The following is a 24,641-nucleotide window of genomic DNA, read 5'->3' on the forward strand; positions in this document are numbered from 1 at the left end:
AATGGCTTTAATAAAAAATAATAAAATGGTTTTTGGAGTAAACATGAAATTAAGTACTAAGAAGCTTTTGCTTGTTTCAAGCATAGCTGCGGCATTAGTGGGTTGTAACAGTTCATCAGATGACAACAATGTGAACGATAGCACCATCAGCGTTCGCCTGATGGAAACCACTGACATCCACACCAACGTAATGCCATACAACTACTTTGTCAGCGAAGAAGTTAACGAAACTAAGTTACCTGAATGGGGCTTAGCGCGTACCTCTTTGGTTATCGCCGCGACACGTGATGAAGTACAAAATAGCATGCTGTTTGATAACGGTGATTTAATCCAAGGCAGCCCAATGGGCGACTATATGGCGTCACTGGGTACAGAGCACGTTAAAGACAATACTCACCCTGTTTATAAAGCAATGAACGAATTGCAGTACGACGCGGCTAACTTAGGTAACCATGAGTTTAACTATGGCCTAGATTACCTAGATGAATCACTAAAAGGGTCAAACTTCCCTTATGTAAGCGCCAACGTATGGAAAGTTGATAACTCGCTAGAAAAAGTAAGCAATGCAACTGAAGAGTGTGAAGTTCGCATTACTGAAGAGTTCTATGAGACTGCTGAACACAAATACCAGCCATACGTGATCTTAGATCGTGAATTTAAGAGCAGTAACGGCGAGTCTTACTTAGTTAAAGTGGGTGTTATCGGCTTTACTCCACCAAATATTATGGGTTGGGATGCATCATTACTAAAATGTAATGTCATGGTATCTGATATCAAGAAAACAGCTGAATATTATGTTCCAAAGATGAAAGCTGAAGGCGCAGACATTATTGTTGCGATTCCACACTCAGGTCTAAATGACAATGACAATGAGTTTGCTGAAAACGCCACATTACACCTTGCCTATGTTGATGACATTGATGCCATCATGTTTGGTCACGATCACCGTGAATTCCCAAATACCACAGGTGAATACGGCGAAATCAAAGGTGTCGATGCAGAGCTGGGTTTAATCAATGGCATTCCAGCAGTTATGCCTGGTTTCTGGGGCGCTAAGTTAGGTGTGATTGACTTAACCCTAACAACGAAAGATAACGGCAAAAGCTGGGACGTTGACCACACTAAGTCAACTTCAGAACTGCGTTCACTCGTACCAAATAGCTCAGACCAAATCATCGAAGACTTAGTGGCGACAGAGCACCAAGGCACGATTGATTACATGTCTACACCTATTGCAGCAATCGATGTAAACATGAACAGTTTCTTCCCACAAGTGGTACCTGATCTATCGATTCAGGTGGTTAACGAAGCGCAACTGCACCAGTTAATGAAATGGAAAACTGAAGGTGAGTTTAAAGATGCTGCTGACGACGCTATCTTCTTGTCAGTTTCAGCACCATTCAAGTCTGGCCGTAACGGTCCACAAGACTTTACTAACATCCAAGAAGGCGAGCTAACTAACGCATCTGTTGCTGATATCTATGTGTTTGATAACAATACCCCAGCAGTGTTAAAGATGACTGGTTCAGATATGAAGAACTGGATTGAGTGGGTTAACTCAAACGCATACAACAGCCTACCTTTAGCTGATGGTGAGCGATTCCTTAATGAATCATTCCCAGGCTATAACTTTGATGTATTCTTTGGTGGTTTCAGCCAATCAGGTGAAGGCTTACTTAAGTACACTGTTAACGTTGAAAATGAATCAAAGTACATCGACATTAATGGTTTTGAATATACCGAGACTGAAAATAAGCAGCTAGCTAGCCTGACTTATAACGGTGTTGAAATTGCTGATGACGCAGAAATTTATGTCATTACCAATAACTACCGTGCGTCTAACGTAAAAATGCCAGGTGTCGATAAAGCGGTACTTGTTAAAGAAGACGCGGCATTTAATAACCGTGAGTTAGTGCAATATTACCTAGAAGACTCGCTAGCAGAGAATCCAGGCGATGCGTCATTGGCATTCCCGAATGCTGAAGTGTTCCAGCTTGTAGCACCAAATACAAATAGCGTTTGGTTTACATCAGCCACACTTGATGAAGCATTCCGTTGTGTTGACAATGGCATCACAGGTCTTTCTACAGAGCAAGAAGAAGACACTAAAGCGGGTACTGAAGGCTTTACTAAGTTCCACTTTAACTTTGACTACAACGGTGAGTTCAACTGTGCGGCTAAAGCCAAGTAGTTAACACAAAGCAGCTAACACAAAGTTAATAAGGCGGCTTTAAACCAAGTTAACTTAAAGTTGTAAATAAACTAAAACCCCTACTTAGCGATAAGTAGGGGTTTTTATATGCCGAGATTTAGGCCGATGAGAATGAGCTTATGCTCATGTACAAGATGCCTCAGCGCCAGCAAATTAAAGTGTATTGACTTCCGTTAACGCTTTAAATTGTTCGAGCAATGAACGCTGCTGTTCCGTTAGATCCTGCGGGATTTCAACTTTAATTTTCACAAACAAATCACCAGTCACCCCCTTACGATCTGTAACACCTTTGCCCTTTATCTTGAACTTACGCCCCGGTTGAGTCCCAGCAGGCAGCTTAAGCTTAAAACGCTTATCCAATACGTTAACTTCAAGCTCTCCACCCAATGCCGCCAACACCATATCGACGCTAGCGGTATAAATTAGATCGTTGTTGTCACGCTCAAGAAACGCATGTTCGCGGGTTGCTATAGTCAGCAATAGATCACCCGCGGGCCCACCATTCACTCCAGCACTACCTTTGCCAGTAAAACGTATTTTTTCACCGTCTTTAATACCAGCAGGGATCTTAACCTTTATCTTTTTAGTTTCGCCATTCACTGGTAATTCAACGACTTTCTCGACACCTTGCAATGCATCAACAAAGTCGACAGTGAACACAAACTCACTATCTTGGCCTTTTTGGGCTCGACTATGTCCGCCTCTTGATTGAGAGAACATATCTTCAAAATCAAAGCCACCAAAGCCACGATCACGCTGACTAAATCCGCCACCAAATATGTCATTAAATCCATCTTGACTATAATGACGCCCACCTTGGCCATTGTTTTCCAGCCCTGCATGACCAAATTGATCATATTTGCGACGCTTGTCAGCGTCGGTCAGCACTTCATACGCTTCTTTAGCATTTTTAAATTTTGCTTCTGCTGTCGCATCATCAGGGTTTTTATCGGGATGGTACTTCATCGCCAACTTTTTATAGGCTTTTTTTATCTCTTGATTGGAGGAGGCCTTGGAAACACCTAGCACGCTGTAATAATCTTGTTTAGACATGCTAAACCCTCACTACTGTATATCTCAAAAAAGGGCCATGAGTTTATCTATGGCCTAAAAATTAACAAGCTTATGGATCTATGAGCATAAGTGACTATTTAGTCCAAGCTTGTTTGGTACCGCTATTGTAATCCGAAAAAACCATTGCCACACATTAATAATCAATAATGCAAAAAGTCACCCTCAGCCATTGATGATAAATTACCCATTAACAATCAACAACATACATATAGTGCATTAGCTTAACTTGGTATTGGCTAGCCGTAGCTATTATTCAGTAACTGCCTCCCGTTTCAAAAGACTGCCTTGATAAAAAAATGAATAATTTTAGTGGCGAATGGCTAAATTACAGACAAAGAAAGTAAGCAGCTAGATTTACGCCATTAGCACAAGGAGATATGATTATTTGCAGATAAGTTTACGCAGCAAACATTTAGAATAATCAATTAATTACCAGCCAATGTATGGCAAGTTTACTCACTTAAAAGATTGGACTGCCAAGAGTGTGGTTATGGACCGCGAGTGATTTAAGAGAATAGGGAAGATTTAACCCGTTCAGGCTGTAAGATAATGGAACCCAAAAGCTAAAGGTTAGAACATGAGTGATTATTTTTTTGCAAAAGAGAACCTGCCTACGCCCATATATGCAGTAGCTGAAGAGTATGAAAACGCGGCTTACAGCACTCGATTTACCTTTCCAAGCGCGCCGATACCTGTTTTGGCAACACATAAGCCAAAAGAAGAGTATGAGATCCCAGACATTATATTGGAGCCCGCACTCGCTATATCTAAGCGCCTTTTTGATTCACTACAATTAGAGCAAATGTATGGCACGAACTGGATACCGATAAAGCTGATTGATCAAGGCGAACATGATTTCATGATGTTGCAATTGGCACATGAAGTCGATGTTATTTGTCATGAGCAGAGCGTTTTTAAACGATTCAAACGCGGCTATATCTCAGGTATGAAAAAGCTTGTTATTGACCCCGATAAGCTTTCACAGACTCCGCTATACAAAAGGCTCGTTTTCCGCGATAAGTCTTGGGGGTTTCACACCTTTTATCATAAAGATATCGTCAATCAAATAATGCGTCACTCACCAACGGGAATTGAGTTCGTGCCAATTGAAACCTTTAACGAGTCGTGGGCAGGCTGATATGTATATTCAATTTAACCAAGACAACATCAGTGCGTTACTGCCCGAAAAAAGGCCAGCCACAGTCTTTACCAACCCAGATCTGTTTATCGTTTTTGATAAAGCGGTACGATTTGTACTCTGGCAAGAGATTATCGACAAGCTACCCGCCCACTGGTTAGCAGACAAAGACCTATGGGATAGTGATTTCGATTTCGGCAGCGCTCCTGACGATGAAGACGGTGAAGACACTGAGAACGAGAGTGAGTTTGATGATTATAAAACCCTAGAACTGTTACAGTTCCCAACATTGGCCGGCCTTGATGTTGATGTTGATGTTGGTGTTGGTGTTGGTATTGAAGCTGAAGAAAAGCATGCGTTTGTTTATGACACTAATCATGCTCTCTACATCAGTGAAGACTTCATCAAAGACTTGAAGTCTGCGGGCTGTATAAACATATGGTACAACACCACGGCGCCCTTTGGACGATACTAATATGGTTGTGGACTGAGGGTCATTTAGGGGATAAGAAAAAGTTTACTCTGACCCCACTTTTATTAGCGGGAAATTGGGCTAATGAGTGATAAGTTTTATTTTGAAACCACTAAAACTCTTGCCTATGACAGCTAAAACCTCATGTATTTTCAGTAGCTTTTTTAGTCAAACAGCAGATAAAATGTGGTTAATAATTATCAAGCTGCTAGCGCATCGTTTATAGCCAAGCAGTAGAACGGATGCTATTGATAAATGATTCTGAAAACGAAAACCCCGCAAAATGCGCAATCAGCTCAAGCGATTGCAGGCCAGCAACAAGAGCAAAACGTGGCGTTCTTTCTACGCCGCGCCTATAAAGATCACCCACAGGTATTAGTGATCAACGACTTCAAGTTCCGCTTTAACGACGAAGTCGCCCAGATAGACCACCTCATCGTGTATAGCTACGGCTTTGTGTTGATTGAATCTAAGAGCATCAGAGGCCATGTAAAGGTCAACCAACAGGGAGAATGGACGCGCAGCCTGAGCACCTATCAAGGCAAGACTGATAAGTGGCAGGGTATGGCCTCCCCCATCAAGCAAGTTGAGTTACAGCAAGCTTTGTTACACCAACTGTTAAAGCACAATAGTGGTGAGATTTTAGAGAAGATGTTCGGACTCAATCAAGGCTTTGGCGGTCGATGTTGGCATCATCTGTGTGCAGTATCTAGCGACGCAATCATTGATAGAAAGTCGATGCCCAAAGCGGTATCAGACAAGCTAATAAAGTCTGAATTTCTGGTAGAAAAGCTCAACAAGGTGATGAACCTAAAGGGAAAATATTTACGTCTAGCTTATCTTGCCGATACTCGACCTTTCTTCAATCAAGAAGAACTGGAATCAATTGGCTCGTTTCTAATCAAGCAACATATCGCCCCCAAAACAGCTGCCACAGAAACAAGCAAAGTTGCCACAAGCGAAACTACTGTGCCACTAGCGACAACACCACTAACAAGCACGCCAATAGTAATGGCATCAGTCGCTATCACAGAGCCAGCACAACAAGAAGAAGCCGATAAAAGCCAAATAATTCAGATAGTTTTACGCTGCAAACATTGCGGAGAATCAACGAATTACACCCCAATGTATGGCAAATTCGGCTATTACATACATTGCAAACAATGCACTAAAAACACGCCGATGAAACAAGCCTGCCCACAGTGCAGCAGCAAGAATACAAGAGTTCAAAAACAACAAGAAATTTACACCTTGAATTGCCAAGAGTGTGGTTGTGGACAGCGGGTGGTTTAGGGGGCTAAGGGAAAGTTTACTCTGACCCCACTTTTTAAAGCTTAGTAAGAGGCTGCAAAACATGCCATTAAGGATGGGTGTCTAGGCTTGGCCTTCTAGGCTTGGCCTGCAGTAATAGTAAGGCGTATCTTCCAAGCTTATAAGCGTACTTCTAGCGCGGGGCAAAGCAACCTCCTACTTAAGCAATAACTAAACAAACAGTTAAAGCTTAGTAAGAGGCTGCAAAACATGCCATTAAAGATGGGTGTCTTTGATTGGGCTTCTAGCGCGGGGCATAGCAACCTCCTACTTAAGTAATAACTAAATAAACAGTTAAAGCTTAGTTAGAGGCTGCAAAACATGCCATTAAAGATGGGGGTCTATGGTTGTGACACGCTGAATTGTTTAGAGTGTGGTTGTGCGCAGCAAGTGATTTAGAGCTTAGGGAAAGTTTGCTCTGACCCTGTTTATAACAACACACCCGGAGGTGGACAACAATTTTATTGTCTGTTAACAGGGCGTTAGATTTCAGTATTATCCACAACTAGCCAAGGATGCTATGAAACATATCATATTAATATCTACCATTGCCTTTTTACTTTTTGCTTATTCGAGTAAGGATTCTCGATGGGAATTTTATAAGAAAGACATTGATCAAGAGTTTTGGACGACAATTCCCCATATTGATAGATTATCTAACCAGATCATGAAATTGGATTTTAACTCAAAAAGCTTAATTTTTAGTATTGGGAAGGCAGATGGCACTATCGACATAAGAGATGCCTCAGATTTAAATAAGAAGATAACCATTAAGGCTCATAAAATGCGAATTAGTAACTTGGTATCTTCTAATGATGGTGAGTTGCTAGCTTCTAGTTCGTCTACTGTTGATGAAATGACTAAAGTATGGAACTCGAAAACTGGGAAAAGTATTTTAGAGCTCCCTAAGACGCGAGGACCTGAAGTATTTTCAAATGACGGGAATATTCTTTATATAGCTCACAATAGTAAACTGTTTATTTACGATTTGTTAAATCAACAATTCTTTCCTGGTGAATACAAAGCAAATGGTGTTATTGAATCCTTAGCTGTTAGTTCAGATGATAAATCTCTAGCTGTAGGGACTACAGGCAAGGTGCAAATTTGGCAAATAGAAAAGAAACTCTCGGGCATATTCTTTTGGCAGAAACTAGAGAGTATCTCATTAAATTTGGATAGTGAGAAAACACTTTATGGATTGAAAAACTGGATACAAGCAATAGCTTTTAGTAAAGACAATAAACAAATTACAACTATCTCAAGGTTTGGCGGGATTGATATTCTAGACGTTCCTAGTTTATCCAATAGAAAGCAGTATCAAATAAAAAGAACTCAGGTAAAGACGGTAAACTACATAGATAGTGAAGGAGTATTTATAGTTACTGCTATGAAGGCAATTAAAGGAGAAAACGCAAGGTACATTACTAGATATGTTAAGCCTTTTTCTTTGAAAGCTGAAGATGATGAGTTTTCGTTTAATAATAAGTGTCAACCTAAATTCCCTTATGTTTTTCAAAATCCAAACATGGCTTTTACAGCTAACGTTGAAGCGCTGTTTTATTTAGCCGAAGATGGCAAGTTAAAAAAACAACCAAAGGTATTAAATTCAGAGGGGTGCCAACTTCCACCTAACGCTATACCCGATTGTGATAAAGAGTTTAGGTTTGTTAAAACACCTGAAAATAAAGTATCTGAAGATGGTTTTACGGTGTTTTACGATGGTCAAGATAAGTTTATACTTCCTAATCTGGTAAAAGAAGCGTTGGAAAAACAAAAAAAGTATGGCTGTAATAAACGTTATGATACCTCCCATAGTAAAACAAAGGTAAAGGAGTTAAAGCAACCTATAAAGCCAGTAACTATATATTATAAAAACAATCAAACCCCAGTCCCTATAAAGCTCAATCCGGAGTTGGATTCTCGGACATTAAAGCTAAATATAAAAGGCGAATCTTATTATTCTGAAAAGAAATACGATGCCGCATACGCAGCATTTGAAGAAGTAATACAATTAGACTCTTACAACGTCAGAGCATTAAATAACTTAGCCATTGTATCTTTGAAAATAGGCAATAAAAACAAAGCTATCATCTCATCACACAGAGTAATATATTCTCTGCCGGCCTCTGAAAAAGAAAAAGCTGCAGCTTTATTTAATATGGGGTTAGCATGTGAAGGTATAAGGCAGATACAGATACTAGGAGAAAGAAGTGGGCGGGCTGTCAATCGAATGTGGTACTGCCTTCAAGACTCTCTTGAGTTTTACACTCAGTCATACATCACCTCCCCTAGCAAAGGTCGTTCAGATTTAATTATTCAAAAATTTACTAATGCTAAAGCCGCTGAAAAGGAATGCCAATTAAGTGATGGGTACTATAAGTCTTACTTTAAACAAGGTAATAGATTTATTTTTTTAGATGAAAAACAACAACCTGACTTTTTAAATGGCTTAACTCATGAAGCTCATGGCAATACAGTCAGTTTAAAAAGAACGGCATCAGCTAAGCTAACAAATGGACTATATATATCTACTTTTTCGGCCCCTTCCTCCGGGGCTATTGCCCTAGATAATGAATCATGTGAGTTTTTTACCGATAGATAATAGATAAAGGGGGCAGATCTCATTAGCCTCAAAGCCACTTAATTCCGGCCCACAAGCATTGCCGGAACGACGGTGCAACTAACCACTCTGATAGCCAGAAAACAGAAATCCACTCTAAGTATGTCCATATACTCCGAGGATAATCGCATCCATGTGAAAAAGCCCCGATACCGTTAGGTATCGGGGCTTTCATCTATTCACCAAGAGCTCTTTTACAAGAAGTGGCTTTAAGCTTTTAGGCTGTAGACCTGCAGAGTATTTTTACTAATTTTTCCCATTAAAAAACCCGACACTGTTACCAGTCTCGGGTTTTTCTTTTTAGGTGTTGTTCTTAGCTTTACAGCCAAGAACTCAGGCCTATGGGGTAGACGTTTTTACGTAGGATAAATCGCTTTAGAGCAAGGCTTTTTGTCGCGACGTGTAGTGTTTTTCTACACGAGCAGCAAAGTAACGCCGCTATAAACGATTTAGACCAGTAAAAAATTACATCATGCCGCCCATACCGCCCATACCACCCATACCGCCCATGCCGCCCATATCAGCAGCATCTTCTTTCACTTCGCCTACCATACACTCGGTAGTGATCATTAGACCTGCGATTGAAGAAGCGAACTGTAGCGCGCTACGGGTTACTTTAGTTGGGTCTAGGATACCCATCTCTAGCATGTCGCCGTATGTGTCGTTACCCGCGTTGTAACCGTAGTTACCTGTGCCGTTCTTCACGTTGTTAGCAACAACTGAACCTTCTTCACCCGCGTTAGTCGCGATTTGACGTAGTGGCGCTTCCATTGCACGTAGTGCGATTGTTACACCGTGCTTCTGGTCTTCGTTGATTACGTCTAGCTCGCCGATTTTGCTTGCTACGCGTACTAGTGCAACACCACCACCAGCAACCACACCTTCTTCAACCGCTGCGCGAGTTGCGTGAAGTGCATCGTCAACACGGGCTTTCTTCTCTTTCATTTCAACTTCAGTTGCTGCGCCAACTTTGATTACGGCTACGCCGCCAGCAAGTTTAGCCATACGCTCTTGAAGCTTTTCTTTGTCGTAGTCTGACGTTGATTCTTCAGCTTGGATCTTGATCTGTGCAACACGTGCTTTGATCTGTGTTTCTTCGCCGTTACCGTCGATGATTGTGGTGTCATCTTTAGTGATCACTACGCGCTTAGCCGTACCTAGATCTTCTAGGGTCGCTTTTTCTAGCTCTAGACCAATCTCTTCAGCGATAACAGTACCGCCAGTTAGGATAGCGATGTCTTGTAGCATTGCCTTACGACGGTCACCAAAGCCTGGCGCCTTAACGGCTGCCACTTTAACGATACCGCGCATGTTGTTCACAACTAGCGTTGCTAGTGCTTCACCTTCAACGTCTTCTGCAACGATAAGCAGTGGCTTACCTGTTTTAGCTAGACCTTCAAGGATAGGTAGCAATTCACGGATGTTTGATACTTTCTTGTCTACTAGCAATACAAACGGGCTGTCTAGCTCAACAGTGCCTGTTTCTGGCTTGTTGATGAAGTATGGAGATAGGTAACCGCGGTCAAACTGCATACCTTCAACTACGTCTAGCTCGTTCTCTAGTGCTTGACCTTCTTCAACAGTGATAACGCCTTCTTTACCAACGCGCTCCATTGCAGTTGCGATGATTTCACCAATTGACTCATCAGAGTTAGCAGAAATAGTACCTACCTGAGCGATAGCTTTAGTGTCGGCACATTCTTGAGAAAGATTTTTAAGCTCGGCAACAGCAGCAACAACCGCTTTGTCGATACCGCGCTTAAGATCCATTGGGTTCATGCCCGCTGCAACGGCTTTTAGGCCTTCAGTAACGATTGCTTGTGCAAGTACTGTTGCAGTAGTGGTACCGTCACCGGCTGCATCGTTGGCTTTAGAAGCAACTTCTTTAACCATTTGTGCGCCCATGTTCTCGAACTTATCTTCTAGTTCAATCTCTTTCGCTACTGACACACCATCTTTAGTGATAAGTGGAGCACCGAAGCTCTTGTCTAGTACTACGTTACGACCTTTTGGGCCTAGAGTAACTTTAACTGCGTTAGCTAGAACGTTTACGCCTGCTAGCATTTTTACGCGAGCGTCATTACCAAATAATACTTCTTTAGCTGCCATCTTTAATATCCTTTCAATTCTTTGCGCCGTGGTTACGCAATCGCGTCAACAACGGCATTAAATGGTTGGTCTTTTTACAAGAGCAGGGATTAACCTACTACAGCCATTAGATCTGATTCAGATAGGATCAGAACTTCTTCACCATCAATCTTCTCTTTCTTCACGCCGTAGCCTTCGTTGAAGATGACGATGTCGCCAACTTTAACGTCTAAAGGCATTACGTTACCGTTTTCAAGAATGCGTCCATTGCCTACAGCAAGAACTTCACCGCGGCTAGATTGTTCAGCAGCACTACCTGTTAGTACGATGCCACCAGCTGACTTTGATTCAACTTCTGAACGCTTAACAATGACACGATCATGTAATGGACGAATGTTCATCGATGGATGCTCCTATTATTTTTTTGTTTGCCTAAATATTTTTCAGGCGAGTAAAGTTAGTAACGACTTCGCTTGGTTTCACCTTGGTGGAAGCCAAAACTGCCGCTTGATGTTCGATACATGGGGGTTAATGTCGGCAGATCCAAGTCCTATTTACAAAATAAATCCGTTTTTTTTAACTGTGGCGGATAAAATTTGTGGCAATCCTGATAGAATCGCCCTCCGAGCAAAGACTAGGCAAGACTTCCCCATGAGAGACAGACACGGGCTGCTAACTCAGCCAATTGGTCGTGTACTGCTAAATATGAGCCTTCCAAACCTGATTGGTATTTTAACCATTCTCGGGTTCAGCCTCGTTGACACTTTTTTCATCAGCCAGCTTGGTACCGAGTCCCTCGCGGCCATCAGCTTTACCTTTCCTGTAACCCTGATTATCTCTAGCATTGCCATAGGTATTGGCGCTGGCGTGTCGACCAATTTAGGGCGCTTAATTGGTGGTGGCCATGCAGATAAGGCCAAGGTGTTCTTACATGATGCCTTGATGCTGACCTTCCTGCTGATTGCATTTATCGCTCTGTTGGGTAGCCTGTGTATCGACCCACTATTTAGCCTGCTTGGTGCTAATGATTCAAGCCTGCCGCTTATTCACGACTATATGTTTATCTGGTACTTAGGCGCGCCGTTGCTGGTGCTGCTGATGGTAGGTAACCAAGGCCTACGCGCCACTGGCGATACCAAGTCACCGGCCAAGATCATGATGTTGGCGGCACTAATTAACCTTATTCTCGACCCCTTGCTGATTTTTGGTATCGGACCTTTTCCCCGCTTAGAGATTGAGGGGGCAGCGATTGCCACTGTGATCTCTTGGGTGGTGGCACTGTCGCTATCGACCCATCTACTGATCTTTAAGCGTCACCTAGTGGATTTTGTCGAACCTAACCTTAAGCGCCTCAAGTGTAACTGGAAGCAGCTGGCTCATATTGCCCAGCCTGCGGCGCTGATGAACCTACTTAACCCACTCGCCAACGCGATAATTATGGCGATGCTGGCGCGCATCGATCATAGCGCCGTGGCGGCCTTTGGTGCTGGTACCCGCTTAGAGTCGGTGATGTTGATTGCAGTGATGGCGCTGTCATCGAGCCTAGTGCCATTTGTGGCGCAGAATCTAGGCGCAGGGCAAACAAGACGCGCCCGCAATGCTCTTATGCTATCGCTTAAGTTTGTGCTGGTATTCCAGACCCTGATCTATCTGCCGCTGCTGTTTTTAGCCCAACCACTGGCTCAGCTGTTTAGTGATGATCCGCAGGTGATAGAGTGGCTGACCTTCTATATTTTAGTGCTGCCTGCAGCCTACGGTCCGCTAGGCATAGTTATCTTAGTGGCAACCACACTCAACGCTTATCACAGACCCATGAGTTCCTTACTGCTCAACGTCTGTCGTCTGTTTTTGATCATGTTGCCACTAGCGGCGCTGGGCTCCTACCTAGGAGGTGTAAAAGGCTTGTTACTGGCATTGCCTATCACCAACACCATTATGGGTATCGCCTGCTATATCTTGGCGACTCGAGTCTCAGAGCCTGAGAAGACTGATATTAGGGTGAGCCAAGCTTAACGCTTATCTAAAACGCTAAGGAGCAGCCTATGCACGCCATGGATCAAATCTTTAATGATGAAGACTTTTCAGACCAAGACTTGCAAGATGCCCGCTTCGAGCGCTGCAGCTTCTACCATTGCCGCTTTAATCATAGCGATTTAACTGACGCCCAGTTTATTCAGTGTAAGTTTATCGCCCCAGGTGACGACAGCGGCTGTGACTTTAGTTATGCCACCTTAACCAGCGCCAGCTTTAAGCACTGCAATCTGAGCATGGCCTTGTTCAAGGGCGCACGCTGCTATGGTCTCGAGCTGCGCGATACTAACCTGCAAGGCAGTGACTTTAGCCGTGCCAGTTTTGCCAACTATATTACCCCTAAAAGCTATTTCTGCTCGGCGTACATCAGCGGCTGTAACTTAGCCTATGCCGATTTGAATGAGCTGTTACTGGAAGAGTGTGAACTGTTCGATAACCGCTGGCGCGGCGCAAATCTGATTGGCGCGTCGATGAAAGGCAGCGACTTAAGCGGCGGCGAATTCTCCCCTGAGCAGTGGGGCAGTTTCGAGCTAAAGGGCGCTAATCTGACTCGGGTTGAGTTAGAGGGATTGGATCCTCGTGTGGTAAATCTTCAAGGCGTAATGATAAACCAGTGGCAGCAGGAGCAACTGCTAGCGCCACTCGGACTCATAGTGACGGCTGATTAATCCAATAAAGCAAGCGACTATCCGTTTAAAATTTGTTCAGTATCAAGCTTTCAGCTATCTATTGCCCAAAAGCCACTCCTCGGGGCTGTAACACTAGAGTAAGCCGCAACCACGACTATACTTAAGAAAACGATAAGCTTAGGCTCGCGAAGGCGATGCCTTAACTAATGCGATGCCTTACCTAAGGAGGTCCCTATGACCGCCCTCAAAGTCGTACTGCTAACTGCGATAATATTTTTAGTCTTCTTTCTCGGCCTAAAACCCAATATCAGTTTTAAACATCAAGTGCTGCCCATATTCCAAGCCTCCTGTATCGAGTGCCACTCAGATACCGGTGAAGGCACTGCACGCACAGGCTTAGTGCTCGATAGTTATGCCAACCTGATGCGAGGCACTAAGAATGGCCCAGTGATTGTGGCGGGAAGCCCCGCATCGAGCACATTGTATCTGGCTGTCGACCATCAGCTCGATTCCTCTATCCAGATGCCGCCCCATCATGACGATCATTTAAGCCAAGGTAGTAGCAAGCCGTTAACCAGCGAACAGATTAAAGTGATTAAAGAGTGGATTGAGGAAGGGGCTCAAGACAATTAACCCTCTTTTCGCTGTCTTTTCGCTGTCTTTTCGCCTCGCTTAGCCGAGCATTAGCGCAAGCAGACCTTAGGTCGGCTTGCGCTCTTCTGCCTAGAGCATAGGTTTAATCGGCCCTCTAATTCTGATCTCCTCACCGCAGTTTCCGTTTTTCAGGCACCGAGCTAACGTGTCCATCATAAAGTCGATAAAGCGTTGACTGGCTAAGCTAATAAAGCGCCTAGAGGGGTAGACCAAGAAGCACTTGCCCTCATAGGGCTCTATCTCCTCAAACAGCATCTCTAGCTCACCGTTATCAATATACTCTTTAGCAAAAGGCAGCGGCATCATAGAGATCCCCCGCCCCATCAGGGTCGCCTCTAAGCAGGTCGCTAAACTATTAACACAGAGATTGCCTTTCACCGACAAAATGCGATCTTTACCAAAAGGGACCTCATTAAAAATCCGCCCATTGGGATAGCGAAACAGAATCGAGTTATGCGCAGGCAACTCTTCGGGGGTTACAGGCCGCCCCACCCGGCTCAGATATTCTGGACTGGCAAAGAAGTGTACCCGCTCAGTAAAGATATGCCGTGCGACCATCTCATTCTCGTTAAAGGCATCTTCGAGCATAAAAGCGATATCGATATTATTACGGATCATATCCTGCGGCTCTGAGCTGATAATGATCTCGACGGTTAACTCTGGATTCAGATCCATAAACTCAAAAATGGCATGGGTAATATGCATCAGTTCTGGCACAGGAAAGATCATGATACGTAGATGACCTGTGACCTCTGATTCCTCACCACTGAGCTCTGACAGAGTCTGCTCCAACGTTGCCAACATGGCGGTGGTTTTATCGTAAAAATGGCTACCCGATGCAGTTAGGGTCATGGCACGGCTCTGACGATGAAACAGCTTAACGTTAAGCTCCTCTTCTAGCGCCTGCAAACGTCGGCTCAGAGTCGATTTAGGCAGATTGAGTATGTCTGCGGCCTCGACCAAGCTACCGGTTTCGACAATTCGATGGAATAGGGCAATATCTTCGGTTTTCATCTAATACCAATCAGTATAAACATTTAGTCACTCAGCGAGAGTTTAGCGGTTTTGAGGCAAGGCAACGAGCGAAGAGCATAGTTACTCTACGTTTAAGCTCGTTAACACAGCATCAGAATCGCTAAAACTCGCCATTCTGGAACGTTTTTGGCTGCCTACTTCTGCGTTGAATACCTTTAATAAGGGAATAACCATTATTGCAGCTATTCGCCTTGAATTAGTTTGCCAAAAATCGTTCTGAGCTGATCAAATTCTTATACTGATTGGTATAAAAACTCTCTAGCATTTAACCCGCTGGCTACGGGCGATTATCACTTTGCACACACTTGTGTTGTCAAAGCAAGTAAAATAAGTTCCACTTTTCGGAACCCATGGTTCCACATAATTCCATTTTACTCAACATTTAGGCCTGCTATCTTTGCTCACCTAATTACTGGCCTCTCGTTATATGGGAAATGGGATCTGCACTATGAAAAACCTGACTACTTCACTTTCACTCCTCATCTTGGCTGCACTCATGTCAGGTTGCAATGCAGAGTCTAGTGAGGCAACAGAGCCAAGCATCAGACCCGTTAAACTGTTTGAGATAAGCGATATCAATGCAGGTTCACTACGCAGCTTCCCTGCCAAAATCGCCGCCACTAAACAAGCCGAACTTGCCTTTAGATTACCGGGACACTTGGTTGAATTTAACCTAGTCGAAGGTCAGCAAGTTAAAAAAGGCACGGTTTTGGCGCGCTTAGATAGACGCGATGCGCAAAACACCCTACTTAACCGTGAGGCCGATTATGAGTTAGCCAAGGCCGACTTTAAGCGTAAAGGTGAACTGCTGCGCCGCGAGTTGATCTCACAGGCGGAGTACGATCTGGCCTCGGCGCAGCTAAAATCCTCTAAGGCCAATCTTGCTAGCGCCCAAGATCAGCTCAGCTATACCGAACTCACCGCCCCTTACGATGGCACGGTGGCCAAGATTGCCATAGATAACTATCAGATGGTGCAGGCAAACGAGCCAGTACTGGTGCTGCAAAAAGACAGCAATATCGATGTCGTTATCCAAGTCCCCGAGTCTCTAGCGAGTAAGGTCACGCAATTTAATCCCAATGCTGTCACTCAGCCTGTGGTGCGATTTGCTAACGATCCTAGCGTGGCTTACCCGGTACTGCTAAAAGAGCATGCCACCCAAGTCACGCCGGGCACTCAAAGCTATGAGGTGGTGTTTACCCTGCCGCGCCCAAGCAATATGACGGTACTGCCGGGGATGAGCGCCGAGCTCACCATGGATATAGCACAGCGAAACTCTCAAACGGTAACCGCAATTCTACCTCCGAGTGCCATCAGCAAACGCGATCAAGATGGCCAGAGCGTGGTTTGGGCCTTTGACAGCAAACTTGGCAAAGTTAACCAGCAGATAGTGACCCTAGGCAAGGTCACTACCGATGGCATTGAGGTTGTCGATGGCATCGAAGTGGGTGACAAAGTGGTCGTTGCCGGTGTGCAGTACCTGTCTGAAGGGCTTGAAGTAAAGCCACTGCGTTGGCAGCGAGGCGTTTAACGGGTCTCTCAATAACACCTACCTATAGCATCAAGCCATACCACCAAGTTATATCGCCAAAGCTGCGTTATTTGCCCCCTGCTTTAAAAGAGATTTAATTGATGAATTTTGCTGAATATTCCATAACCCACAAAGTCATTAGCTGGATGTTTGCCCTACTGCTGCTCATTGGCGGCACAGTCTCATTCTTTAGCTTGGGCCAGCTGGAGTTCCCCGAATTTACCATTAAGCAGGCTCTCGTGGTGACCGCCTACCCCGGCGCTTCGCCTGAGCAGGTGGAAGAGGAAGTCACTTTGCCACTCGAGGATGCGTTACAGCAACTCGACGGCATCAAGCATATCACCTCGGTCAACAGCGCCGGCCTATCGCAGATAGAGATTGAGATCAAAGAGAATTATGATGCCAGCGAACTGCCTCAGGTGTGGGATGAAGTGCGCCGTAAGGTTAACGACAAGGCGGTAGAGCTGCCACCGGGCGTACATACACCATCGGTTATCGATGACTTTGGCGATGTTTATGGCATCTTGCTCAATGTCAGTGGCGACGGCTACAGCGAGCGAGAGCTGCAAAACTATGCCGACTTCTTGCGCCGTGAACTCGTGCTGGTCGATGGCATCAAGAAGGTCACCATAGCGGGGGTCGTTAATGAGCAGGTGGTGGTTGAGATCTCACAGCAAAAACTCAACGCCCTAGGCTTAGATCAAAACTATATCTATGGCCTGATCAACAGCCAAAACGTGGTGTCGAATGCCGGCAGCATGTTGGTTGGCGATAACCGCATCCGTATTCATCCAACGGGTGAGTTTGATAACGTGCAGCAGATGGAGCGTCTACTGATCAGCCCTCCCGGTAGCCCTAAGCTTATCTACTTAGGCGATATTGCTAAGATCTATAAAGACACTGAAGAAACCCCATCGAGTATCTATCATGCGGATGGCAAACAAGCCCTGTCTATCGGCATCGCCTTCTCCAGCGGCGTAAATGTGGTTAAGGTTGGCGAGGCGGTCAACCTGCGTATGAGTGAGCTTTATAGCGAGCTGCCTATCGGCATGACACTGGATACCGTTTACGATCAGAGCAAGATGGTGGACCAGACGGTCAATGGCTTTCTGGTTAACTTGGCCGAGTCAGTTGCGATCGTTATTGGAGTACTACTTATCTTTATGGGCGTTCGTTCTGGCCTATTGATGGGGTTAGTGCTGCTACTGACGATCCTTGGCACTTTTGTGATGATGAATATCCTCAACATTGAGCTGCAGATCATCTCCCTCGGTGCCTTGATCATCGCTCTGGGTATGCTGGTCGATAACGCGATCGTGGTAACAGAGGGGATCTTGATCGGCATTAAGCGAGGTCAGAGCCGTTTAGAAACTGCCAAGCAGGTGATCTCACAAACCCAGTGGCCGCTGCTTGGCGCCACCATTATCGCCATCATCGCCTTTGCGCCTATCGGTTTATCGGATAATGCCAGCGGAGAGTTTTGCGCTTCCCTATTTCAAGTCTTACTGATCTCACTATTTATTAGCTGGATCACTGCGATGACCCTAACGCCCTTCTTCTGCAATCTGATGTTTAAAGATGGCGTGGTGAGCAATGATGACAACGATGATCCCTACAAGGGCTGGTTATTTGGCCTTTACCGCCATAGCCTCAACTTTGCCATGCGCTTTAGGGGGCTAACGCTTACCTTGGTTATCGCGGCGCTGATCTCATCGGTAGTGGGTTTTGGCTACGTTAAGAATGTCTTCTTCCCCGCATCAAACACGCCAATATTCTTTATCGATGTGTGGATGCCAGAAGGCTCTGATATCAAGGCAACTGAGCGACTATTGAGCCGAATTGAAGCCGACCTTTTGACGCAGCAAAAGAGCCAAGATACGGGCCTCGTCAACCTCACCACAGTGATTGGCCAAGGCGCCCAACGCTTCGTGCTCTCCTATGTGCCGGAGAAAGGTTACAAAGCTTACGCTCAGATCTTGCTTGAGATGACAGATCTACAGGCACTTAATAAATACATGCGGGTGCTTGAGCGAGAACTCAGTCTTAAATTCCCCGAGGCGCAGTATCGCTTCAAGTATATGGAAAATGGCCCAAGCCCAGCGGCTAAGATCGAGGCGCGCTTCTATGGCGAAGATCCTCAAGTATTGCGCCAGCTAGCGGTCCAGGCTGAAGAGATATTAAAAGCGGAGCCAACGGCCGTTGGCGTGAGGCACAACTGGCGCAACCAAGTGACCTTAGTACGACCACAACTGGCGCTGGCTCAAGCTCGTGAGACCGGGATCAGTAAGCAAGATCTCGACAACGCCCTGCTGACTAACTTCAGTGGCAAGCAGATCGGTACCTATCGCGAGAACAGCCATCTGTTACCCATTATCGCCCGCGCACCGGACGAAGAGCGACTCGATGCCCAGAGTATCTGGAAACTGCAGGTGTGGAGCAGCGACAATAATACCTTTGTCCCTGTGACTCAGGTGGTGTCTGATTTTAATACCGAATGGGAAGACCCTTTGATCATGCGCCGAGATCGTAAACGAGTGATCTCAGTGCTGGCCGATCCGATCAACGGTACGGGTGAAACCGCCGACTCGGTATTTAGAAAAGTGAAGGCCGATATCGAAGCGATCCCACTGCCAGCAGGTTACGAGCTTGAGTGGGGCGGCGAGTATGAAACCTCAAAAGAGGCTGAGGCGTCGGTATTTAGCTCTATCCCACTCGGTTACTTGGCGATGTTTCTTATCACTGTGCTGCTGTTTAACTCGGTCAGGCAGCCACTGGTGATCTGGTTTACTGTACCACTGTCGCTGATAGGCGTGGTCTCTGGTTTGCTGCTGTTCGATGCGCCCTTTAGCTTTATGGCGCTGCTGGGCCTGTTGAGCTTAACCGGTATGATTATCAAGAATGGCATCGTACTGGTTGATCAGATAAACCTTGAGTTATCCCAAGGCAAAGAAGCCTATCTGGCGGTTGTTGACTCCGCTGTGAGCCGCGTAAGACCGGTATTGATGGCGGCGATTACCACTATGCTCGGTATGTTGCCGCTGCTGTCCGATGCCTTCTTTGGTTCGATGGCAATCACCATTATCTTCGGGTTAGGTTTTGCTTCTGTATTGACCCTCATCGTTTTGCCGGTGACCTACACCTTAGCCTTCAGAATTCCTTACCAAGGTAAGCGGGTCTGAATAAGGAGGTCAAAACTTAAGTCAGCTTAAGTCCACTTAAGTGACTTATATCAATCAGTAATATCGACCCCAAAAATGCTTCCCGGCGTCCCTGATTAAGTGAGCGATCGCTTAATCAGGTTTTTTCTCTTACTGACTTACACAGATCGATAGCTCGATTAAACAAAATTTATGAGTATTCCCAACCATTGCCTGTTACTGTAATAACAGGGTTTAAGAGGGCTCAGAAAATGAATCACTCCTGTCGAAATCACATCGCCAGCAGCATGTTGGTGTTCACCGCGATACTTGCTATTCCGGCCATGGCTACTGCGCCAACACAATCTGATGAATACGCTATTGGCGTGATGGTCAAATCCCTCGATAATGCCATTAAGCATCCATCCAATGCATCCTTAGCCACGATTGCCGAGTACGGTACAGATAGCCGATATTATGTGATGATCCGCGGCTGGTTAGTGCAGGAGTTACAGGGAGTGAAAAGCCAGCTAGCGGCCTATAACTCACATGTTCAGGATAAGAGTTATGATGCCAATAGAGCTAGACTGCAGCAAAAGGTAGACTTTCTTCAGCATGCGATCCGCCGTATCGATCTCGAATGATCCAATATTTCATTCTCTATTTAATCAATGACGAATAACACATGAAAACTTCTGTAAAAGCTGCATTGCTGTCGGCCTTTGTTTGCCCTGGCAGCGGTCATTTTTATCTGAAAAAACACGCTATGGGTAAAGTGTTACTGGTTACTACGATCGCCAGCTTATGCTTCTTACTCTGGCATGCCTATCAACGGGCGCAGCTCATCTCACAACAGATCTTAAAGGGTGAGATCCCCCTTGAGCTGAATGCTATCTATAGTGCGGTGACTCAGGCGCCTGTGGGTAACGAGGCGCTCTATATTAATATCGCGACCATCGGCTTCATTGCCGCATGGGTCATTGGCGTCATCGACTCTTATCGCTTGGGTAAACTGGCCGATGACGCAGAACTGAAGCACTAGCTTACGAAATTGGCACTCAGGTTAACGATGACACTAACGTTAGTCTCGCTTAAGCTTCAGCCACAAAAAAGGCTACTTTTCAGTAGCCCTTTTACTCTTTATTTTCACTACAAATCTAGATCTTACAAACTACCGTCTAGCAGTGCTTCAGTCTTAGAAAAATCATGTCGACTAGAAGGGTGAGTATGTTTTACTGGCTCAACTTGAGGATTTTTTGAAAAATCATAGCCACTGGTGGCGGCTAATGTTTTTGAAAAATCATGACGAGTAGAGACAGGTTTAATGTCATTTGAGTTCATGGCTGCTGATACATTTTTAGAGAAATCATAATCAGCACGTGCTGCTGCTGTTTTCGAAAAATCTGGTCGTTCTGCCATTGCTGAGGTCGAGATACAGCCAATTGCTAGTGTTAAGGCTACGCTGGTTAACTTATTCATATACAACTCCAATCTTATTTGCCTACATTCGCTTAACAAAGAGTCTACGTGATCTGTTTGTTTTAGAGAATAAAAAAGAAGCAAATTTTGCATTTTGATACAATTTAAACATAAAAAGCTGAATTTTTAACAACTAGTTATGCGATTGGAGGGGGAGTAACAACATGAAGTTTAACGGTTTTAACTGGCCAACTGGGTCCATCGACCCTACCTTGGCCAATGTTCTGTTTTAGCGACAAAATCCCCATCGAAGCTAGACCCGGCGCGCAGCTACTATGGCTAGTGCAATGTCCAGAGGACAACATCTGACAACTTGCTTCACAAAGTGACGCACTCACTTGCTCGCCAAACTCAGCTACCAAGCTAAATAATTGATTACTAAATAAACTTGAGTCAATCTGAGTCGCGCTAGCATCGGCTACAGCTCCGCTACTATCGACAATGCTCAACTCACTATTGAATAAAATTGGGGATTGTTGCAGAGGCTCTTGTAGATGAACCTGACCAAGCCGGTGTAACTGATCAGGCAGCGCCATTGCAGGGGTAAGCAGAAACTGCCCCAACAAGGAAAAGAGTAATACCCAATAAGCTAAATGTCTGGCCATCAATGAATAGAAGAAAATGAAATCTACTATGTAGACAAAGAGATAACGAGATAGTTTCAATGACAAACAAGTTTTTAAGATAAAAAAAGCGCGAATATTCGCGCTTTTGATATCGATTAATCCCCTAATACAAATATGAGATTAAATCGGCGATCCCGGCGGTAGCGACAATGGCTTAGCAATTAGCTTATGTTTAGCATCTTTAAGTCCCTTCTCAATACCTTGCTGTAACCAAGCATAATGAGCAGCTTCATAAGCACTCACCCGCTTCACCTTGCGCTTAAGCTGCTTAACGGTATAAGCCAAACGCTCGGCCAGTTGGGCTTTCACTTCAGGTCTGGTTTTGGGATCATGAAACGCCGCTAATAGACTATCGATTGTCACGGTATTAACCCGCATCCATACGCCAAGTTCTGGCCCCGTTGGGATATCGTTAAATAGCGTGCTAGCCAATACCTTATCGGTCAACTTAGTGACTGACAATTGCTCCTTGTCGCTCAAGTAGGCTTGATTTACTCGATTGATCCGCTCTGGTGCATAGATTTGCGATAGGGTTAAACGGCTCAATACTTCGGCCATGGCTAGCGGATCGGTAATCACGCCTAAGCCTGAATCGAAGCTCTCACGCGTTTTATAATAGTTGCCCGCCTTGGGCACTAATAGCTCTTGCAGCTTCTCATCCACCACTAATGCATTTGGTGAAAGCGTTGCTAATAACGCTTCTAATGCCTGCTGCTGAATTGCTGGCGCCACATAGTGCCAAGTTTGACCATCGACACCATCACTATAACTGTATGTGGTACCACCAATCATCTTGGCCGCCGCGGCAATCTGAAAGCGTGTCAGCAGATAAATTGGCACAAACGCATCTTGAAGCTCGCCCTGTGGCTGCTCAGCCAGTAAGGCCTCGGCAGAAAAGTCATTCATCGCCTTGGCGCGCACTTCACCGAGTCGAGTGAGTTCGGCCACGGGATCGTTGCCATTATCCCAAAGACTGGCGTAGGCATTGCTCGCCCCTGCGGTACGTGAGTCAGCCTCGCCGATATATCTGAGCCCCTGTTTTGCAACATCGTCTCTGAGCTTGGCCAGTCCCTGCGCTTCCTCTTCACTGGCGCCGTACTCACCATAACCATAGGCCACGGTATATTTATCCCATGCGCCAATGCCTTCATCGTAGGGCTTGCTGATATCAATTTTATCGCCATTGATGGTCACCATAGGGTGCGGGTAGTCCATCACCGAGGCGTTGTTATTACTCGATGAGGAGAAGTTATGATCTAGCCCTAATGTGTGGCCAACTTCATGGGCCGACAACTGACGAATACGCGCTAGCGCTAGCGCCATCGAAGCGTCATCGGCTGCGGCCCTATCTTCCCAGCCTGCTGTTAATCCACGGGCAATCAGGTGATCTTGGCGCACGCGTTGGCTGCCTAGCGTCACATGGCCCTTAATAATTTCACCTGTGCGCGGATCGGTCACGGCTGAGCCATAAGACCAGCCACGCGTCGCGCGGTGCACCCACTGGATCACGTTGTAACGCACATCTTGAGGATCGGCATCTTCTGGCAGCAATTCGACCTTAAAGCCGTTGATAAAGCCTGCATCGGTAAAGGCATCCTCCCACCAGCTTGCCCCCTCTAATAACGCCGTTCGAATCGGCTCGGGTACGCCAGGGTCGAGATAATAGGTGATCGGCTTAACCACTTGGCTTGGTGCCGAGCCTGGGGTGACTTTTTGTAATCGATGACGCAATAGGAAGCGCTGACGAATATCTTCATCGACACGGGTGCCATAATCGAGGTATTCATCAGATAAATAACCGCTTAAAGGGTGATAAGCGCGTGCTTGGTAGCCCTCTTCAGGCAGCGCGATAAATGAGTAACGTAGACGCACCGATAGATGCTTGGCATCGGGAGTCACCTGAGCGACGTAGTTGCCTTCTTTGGCGGCGTTAAAGGTCAGTAGTACATCGATATCGCTGTTGCGCTCGAAGGATTTCACTCCTTCAGGCAAGATCAATGACTTTGATGGATCTAACTGATAGCTGCCCTGCTTAGTGTGTTCGAGTACATCGCTTATGCCGTGGAGATCGTTAACCACTAAGTCGTTAATCGCCACTAAATTTCGTTTACCAGTGACCAGCTTGCCACGCCACAACACTGACTCGGCAAAGGCCTCTTTTACCGCACGCTGTTCGGCAGCATTATCGGTGTCGGCGCGGTAGTGAGTATTCAGCTGCTTTAAAATAAGATAAGGACCGTGGCGCTCAAACTGTACCATGCGGGTACGCCCAAGCTGACCTCGGTCTAAACCGATATCATTAGAGCCGACACCATGGGGCAAGCTAGTGAGCATTAAGAAAGGCTGCTCTAATTTATTGGCTTCGAGATAGAGATCTCCCGAGGCTTTGTCATAAAACAGATTGATGAAACCTGTCGCTGCCTGACTCTTTTTAATCAATGTTGCGGTGTTTGTGGTGGCAGCCACAGCACTGGTCATAGGCACAACGGCGAGTGCAATTGCCAGCGCGAGCTTGTAGGGTCTCATTCGATCTCCTTGATCCTTGTTGGTCGCTACCGTGCAACTTTAGTGACAATAGCCTTTATTATTAATGAGTAGCTTATT

Annotated in this window: 19 protein-coding genes; 12 read left to right on the forward strand and 7 right to left on the reverse strand. The window is 45.4% G+C overall.

Features of this window, described 5'->3' with window-relative positions; genetic code table 11:
* Positions 1 to 43: 43 nt before the first annotated feature.
* A complete protein-coding gene (locus tag JMA39_RS07250; RefSeq protein ID WP_202721156.1) occupies positions 44 to 2,191 on the forward strand; it encodes a bifunctional 2',3'-cyclic-nucleotide 2'-phosphodiesterase/3'-nucleotidase in 2,148 nt (715 codons plus the stop codon).
* Positions 2,192 to 2,365: 174 nt separating this feature from the next.
* On the opposite strand, the gene JMA39_RS07255 is transcribed toward JMA39_RS07250, so the two are convergent.
* Entirely contained in the window at positions 2,366 to 3,265 is a 900-nt protein-coding gene (locus JMA39_RS07255; protein ID WP_202721157.1) for a DnaJ C-terminal domain-containing protein, read from the reverse strand.
* A 598-nt stretch (positions 3,266 to 3,863) separates the two neighbouring features.
* Between JMA39_RS07255 and JMA39_RS07260 the strand changes: the two genes are divergently transcribed.
* The 4 genes from JMA39_RS07260 to JMA39_RS07275 all read left to right on the forward strand — a co-directional run bounded on the left by JMA39_RS07260 (position 3,864) and on the right by JMA39_RS07275 (position 8,809).
* Positions 3,864 to 4,424, forward strand: a complete 561-nt coding sequence (locus tag JMA39_RS07260; RefSeq protein ID WP_202721158.1) for an imm11 family protein — start codon at positions 3,864 to 3,866, stop codon at positions 4,422 to 4,424.
* A 1-nt stretch (position 4,425) separates the two neighbouring features.
* Positions 4,426 to 4,899 (forward strand): hypothetical protein, encoded by a 474-nt coding sequence (locus tag JMA39_RS07265; RefSeq protein WP_202721159.1) that lies wholly within the window; start codon positions 4,426 to 4,428, stop codon positions 4,897 to 4,899.
* 252 nt (positions 4,900 to 5,151) lie between these two features.
* Positions 5,152 to 6,189: a nuclease-related domain-containing protein gene (locus JMA39_RS07270; protein ID WP_202721160.1), complete on the forward strand. Its 1,038-nt coding sequence runs from the start codon at positions 5,152 to 5,154 to the stop codon at positions 6,187 to 6,189.
* A 538-nt stretch (positions 6,190 to 6,727) separates the two neighbouring features.
* Positions 6,728 to 8,809: a WD40 repeat domain-containing protein gene (locus JMA39_RS07275; protein WP_202721161.1), complete on the forward strand. Its 2,082-nt coding sequence runs from the start codon at positions 6,728 to 6,730 to the stop codon at positions 8,807 to 8,809.
* Between the two features lie 483 nt (positions 8,810 to 9,292).
* On the opposite strand, the gene groL is transcribed toward JMA39_RS07275, so the two are convergent.
* Positions 9,293 to 10,936: a chaperonin GroEL gene (groL, locus tag JMA39_RS07280; protein WP_202721162.1), complete on the reverse strand. Its 1,644-nt coding sequence runs from the start codon at positions 10,934 to 10,936 to the stop codon at positions 9,293 to 9,295.
* An 89-nt stretch (positions 10,937 to 11,025) separates the two neighbouring features.
* Positions 11,026 to 11,316, reverse strand: a complete 291-nt coding sequence (locus JMA39_RS07285) for a co-chaperone GroES (protein WP_012278835.1) — start codon at positions 11,314 to 11,316, stop codon at positions 11,026 to 11,028.
* A gap of 250 nt (positions 11,317 to 11,566) precedes the next feature.
* Between JMA39_RS07285 and JMA39_RS07290 the strand changes: the two genes are divergently transcribed.
* From JMA39_RS07290 to JMA39_RS07300, 3 genes are all read left to right on the forward strand, one after another.
* Positions 11,567 to 12,928, forward strand: coding sequence for an MATE family efflux transporter (locus JMA39_RS07290; protein WP_202721163.1), 1,362 nt, complete (start codon positions 11,567 to 11,569; stop codon positions 12,926 to 12,928).
* Between the two features lie 29 nt (positions 12,929 to 12,957).
* Positions 12,958 to 13,614, forward strand: a complete 657-nt coding sequence (locus JMA39_RS07295) for a Qnr family pentapeptide repeat protein (protein ID WP_202721164.1) — start codon at positions 12,958 to 12,960, stop codon at positions 13,612 to 13,614.
* A 195-nt stretch (positions 13,615 to 13,809) separates the two neighbouring features.
* On the forward strand, positions 13,810 to 14,208 hold the full coding sequence (locus JMA39_RS07300; RefSeq protein WP_202721165.1) for a c-type cytochrome domain-containing protein: 399 nt from the start codon (positions 13,810 to 13,812) through the stop codon (positions 14,206 to 14,208).
* 90 nt (positions 14,209 to 14,298) lie between these two features.
* Here JMA39_RS07300 and JMA39_RS07305 read toward each other — a convergent pair whose 3' ends face one another.
* The gene (locus JMA39_RS07305; protein WP_202721166.1) at positions 14,299 to 15,243 is read right to left on the reverse strand and encodes a LysR family transcriptional regulator; all 945 of its coding nucleotides are present in this window, start codon (positions 15,241 to 15,243) and stop codon (positions 14,299 to 14,301) included.
* 469 nt (positions 15,244 to 15,712) lie between these two features.
* Here JMA39_RS07305 and JMA39_RS07310 point away from each other — a divergent pair, with 469 nt between their 5' ends.
* The 4 genes from JMA39_RS07310 (at position 15,713) to JMA39_RS07325 (ending at position 20,974) form a co-directional block, all read left to right on the forward strand.
* Positions 15,713 to 16,795 (forward strand): efflux RND transporter periplasmic adaptor subunit, encoded by a 1,083-nt coding sequence (locus JMA39_RS07310; RefSeq protein WP_202721167.1) that lies wholly within the window; start codon positions 15,713 to 15,715, stop codon positions 16,793 to 16,795.
* A gap of 101 nt (positions 16,796 to 16,896) precedes the next feature.
* Entirely contained in the window at positions 16,897 to 19,974 is a 3,078-nt protein-coding gene (locus tag JMA39_RS07315) for an efflux RND transporter permease subunit (RefSeq protein ID WP_202721168.1), read from the forward strand.
* A gap of 230 nt (positions 19,975 to 20,204) precedes the next feature.
* Positions 20,205 to 20,576: a hypothetical protein gene (locus JMA39_RS07320; RefSeq protein WP_202721169.1), complete on the forward strand. Its 372-nt coding sequence runs from the start codon at positions 20,205 to 20,207 to the stop codon at positions 20,574 to 20,576.
* Between the two features lie 41 nt (positions 20,577 to 20,617).
* Positions 20,618 to 20,974: a DUF6677 family protein gene (locus tag JMA39_RS07325; protein WP_202721170.1), complete on the forward strand. Its 357-nt coding sequence runs from the start codon at positions 20,618 to 20,620 to the stop codon at positions 20,972 to 20,974.
* Between the two features lie 122 nt (positions 20,975 to 21,096).
* Here JMA39_RS07325 and JMA39_RS07330 read toward each other — a convergent pair whose 3' ends face one another.
* The 3 genes from JMA39_RS07330 to JMA39_RS07340 form a co-directional block, all read right to left on the reverse strand.
* The gene (locus JMA39_RS07330; protein WP_202721171.1) at positions 21,097 to 21,411 is read right to left on the reverse strand and encodes a hypothetical protein; all 315 of its coding nucleotides are present in this window, start codon (positions 21,409 to 21,411) and stop codon (positions 21,097 to 21,099) included.
* 137 nt (positions 21,412 to 21,548) lie between these two features.
* On the reverse strand, positions 21,549 to 22,016 hold the full coding sequence (locus tag JMA39_RS07335) for a hypothetical protein (RefSeq protein WP_202721172.1): 468 nt from the start codon (positions 22,014 to 22,016) through the stop codon (positions 21,549 to 21,551).
* 141 nt (positions 22,017 to 22,157) lie between these two features.
* Positions 22,158 to 24,563 (reverse strand): zinc-dependent metalloprotease, encoded by a 2,406-nt coding sequence (locus JMA39_RS07340; protein WP_202721173.1) that lies wholly within the window; start codon positions 24,561 to 24,563, stop codon positions 22,158 to 22,160.
* Positions 24,564 to 24,641: the final 78 nt, after the last annotated feature.

The organism is Shewanella schlegeliana (assembly GCF_016765635.1).
GTDB lineage: Bacteria > Pseudomonadota > Gammaproteobacteria > Enterobacterales > Shewanellaceae > Shewanella > Shewanella schlegeliana.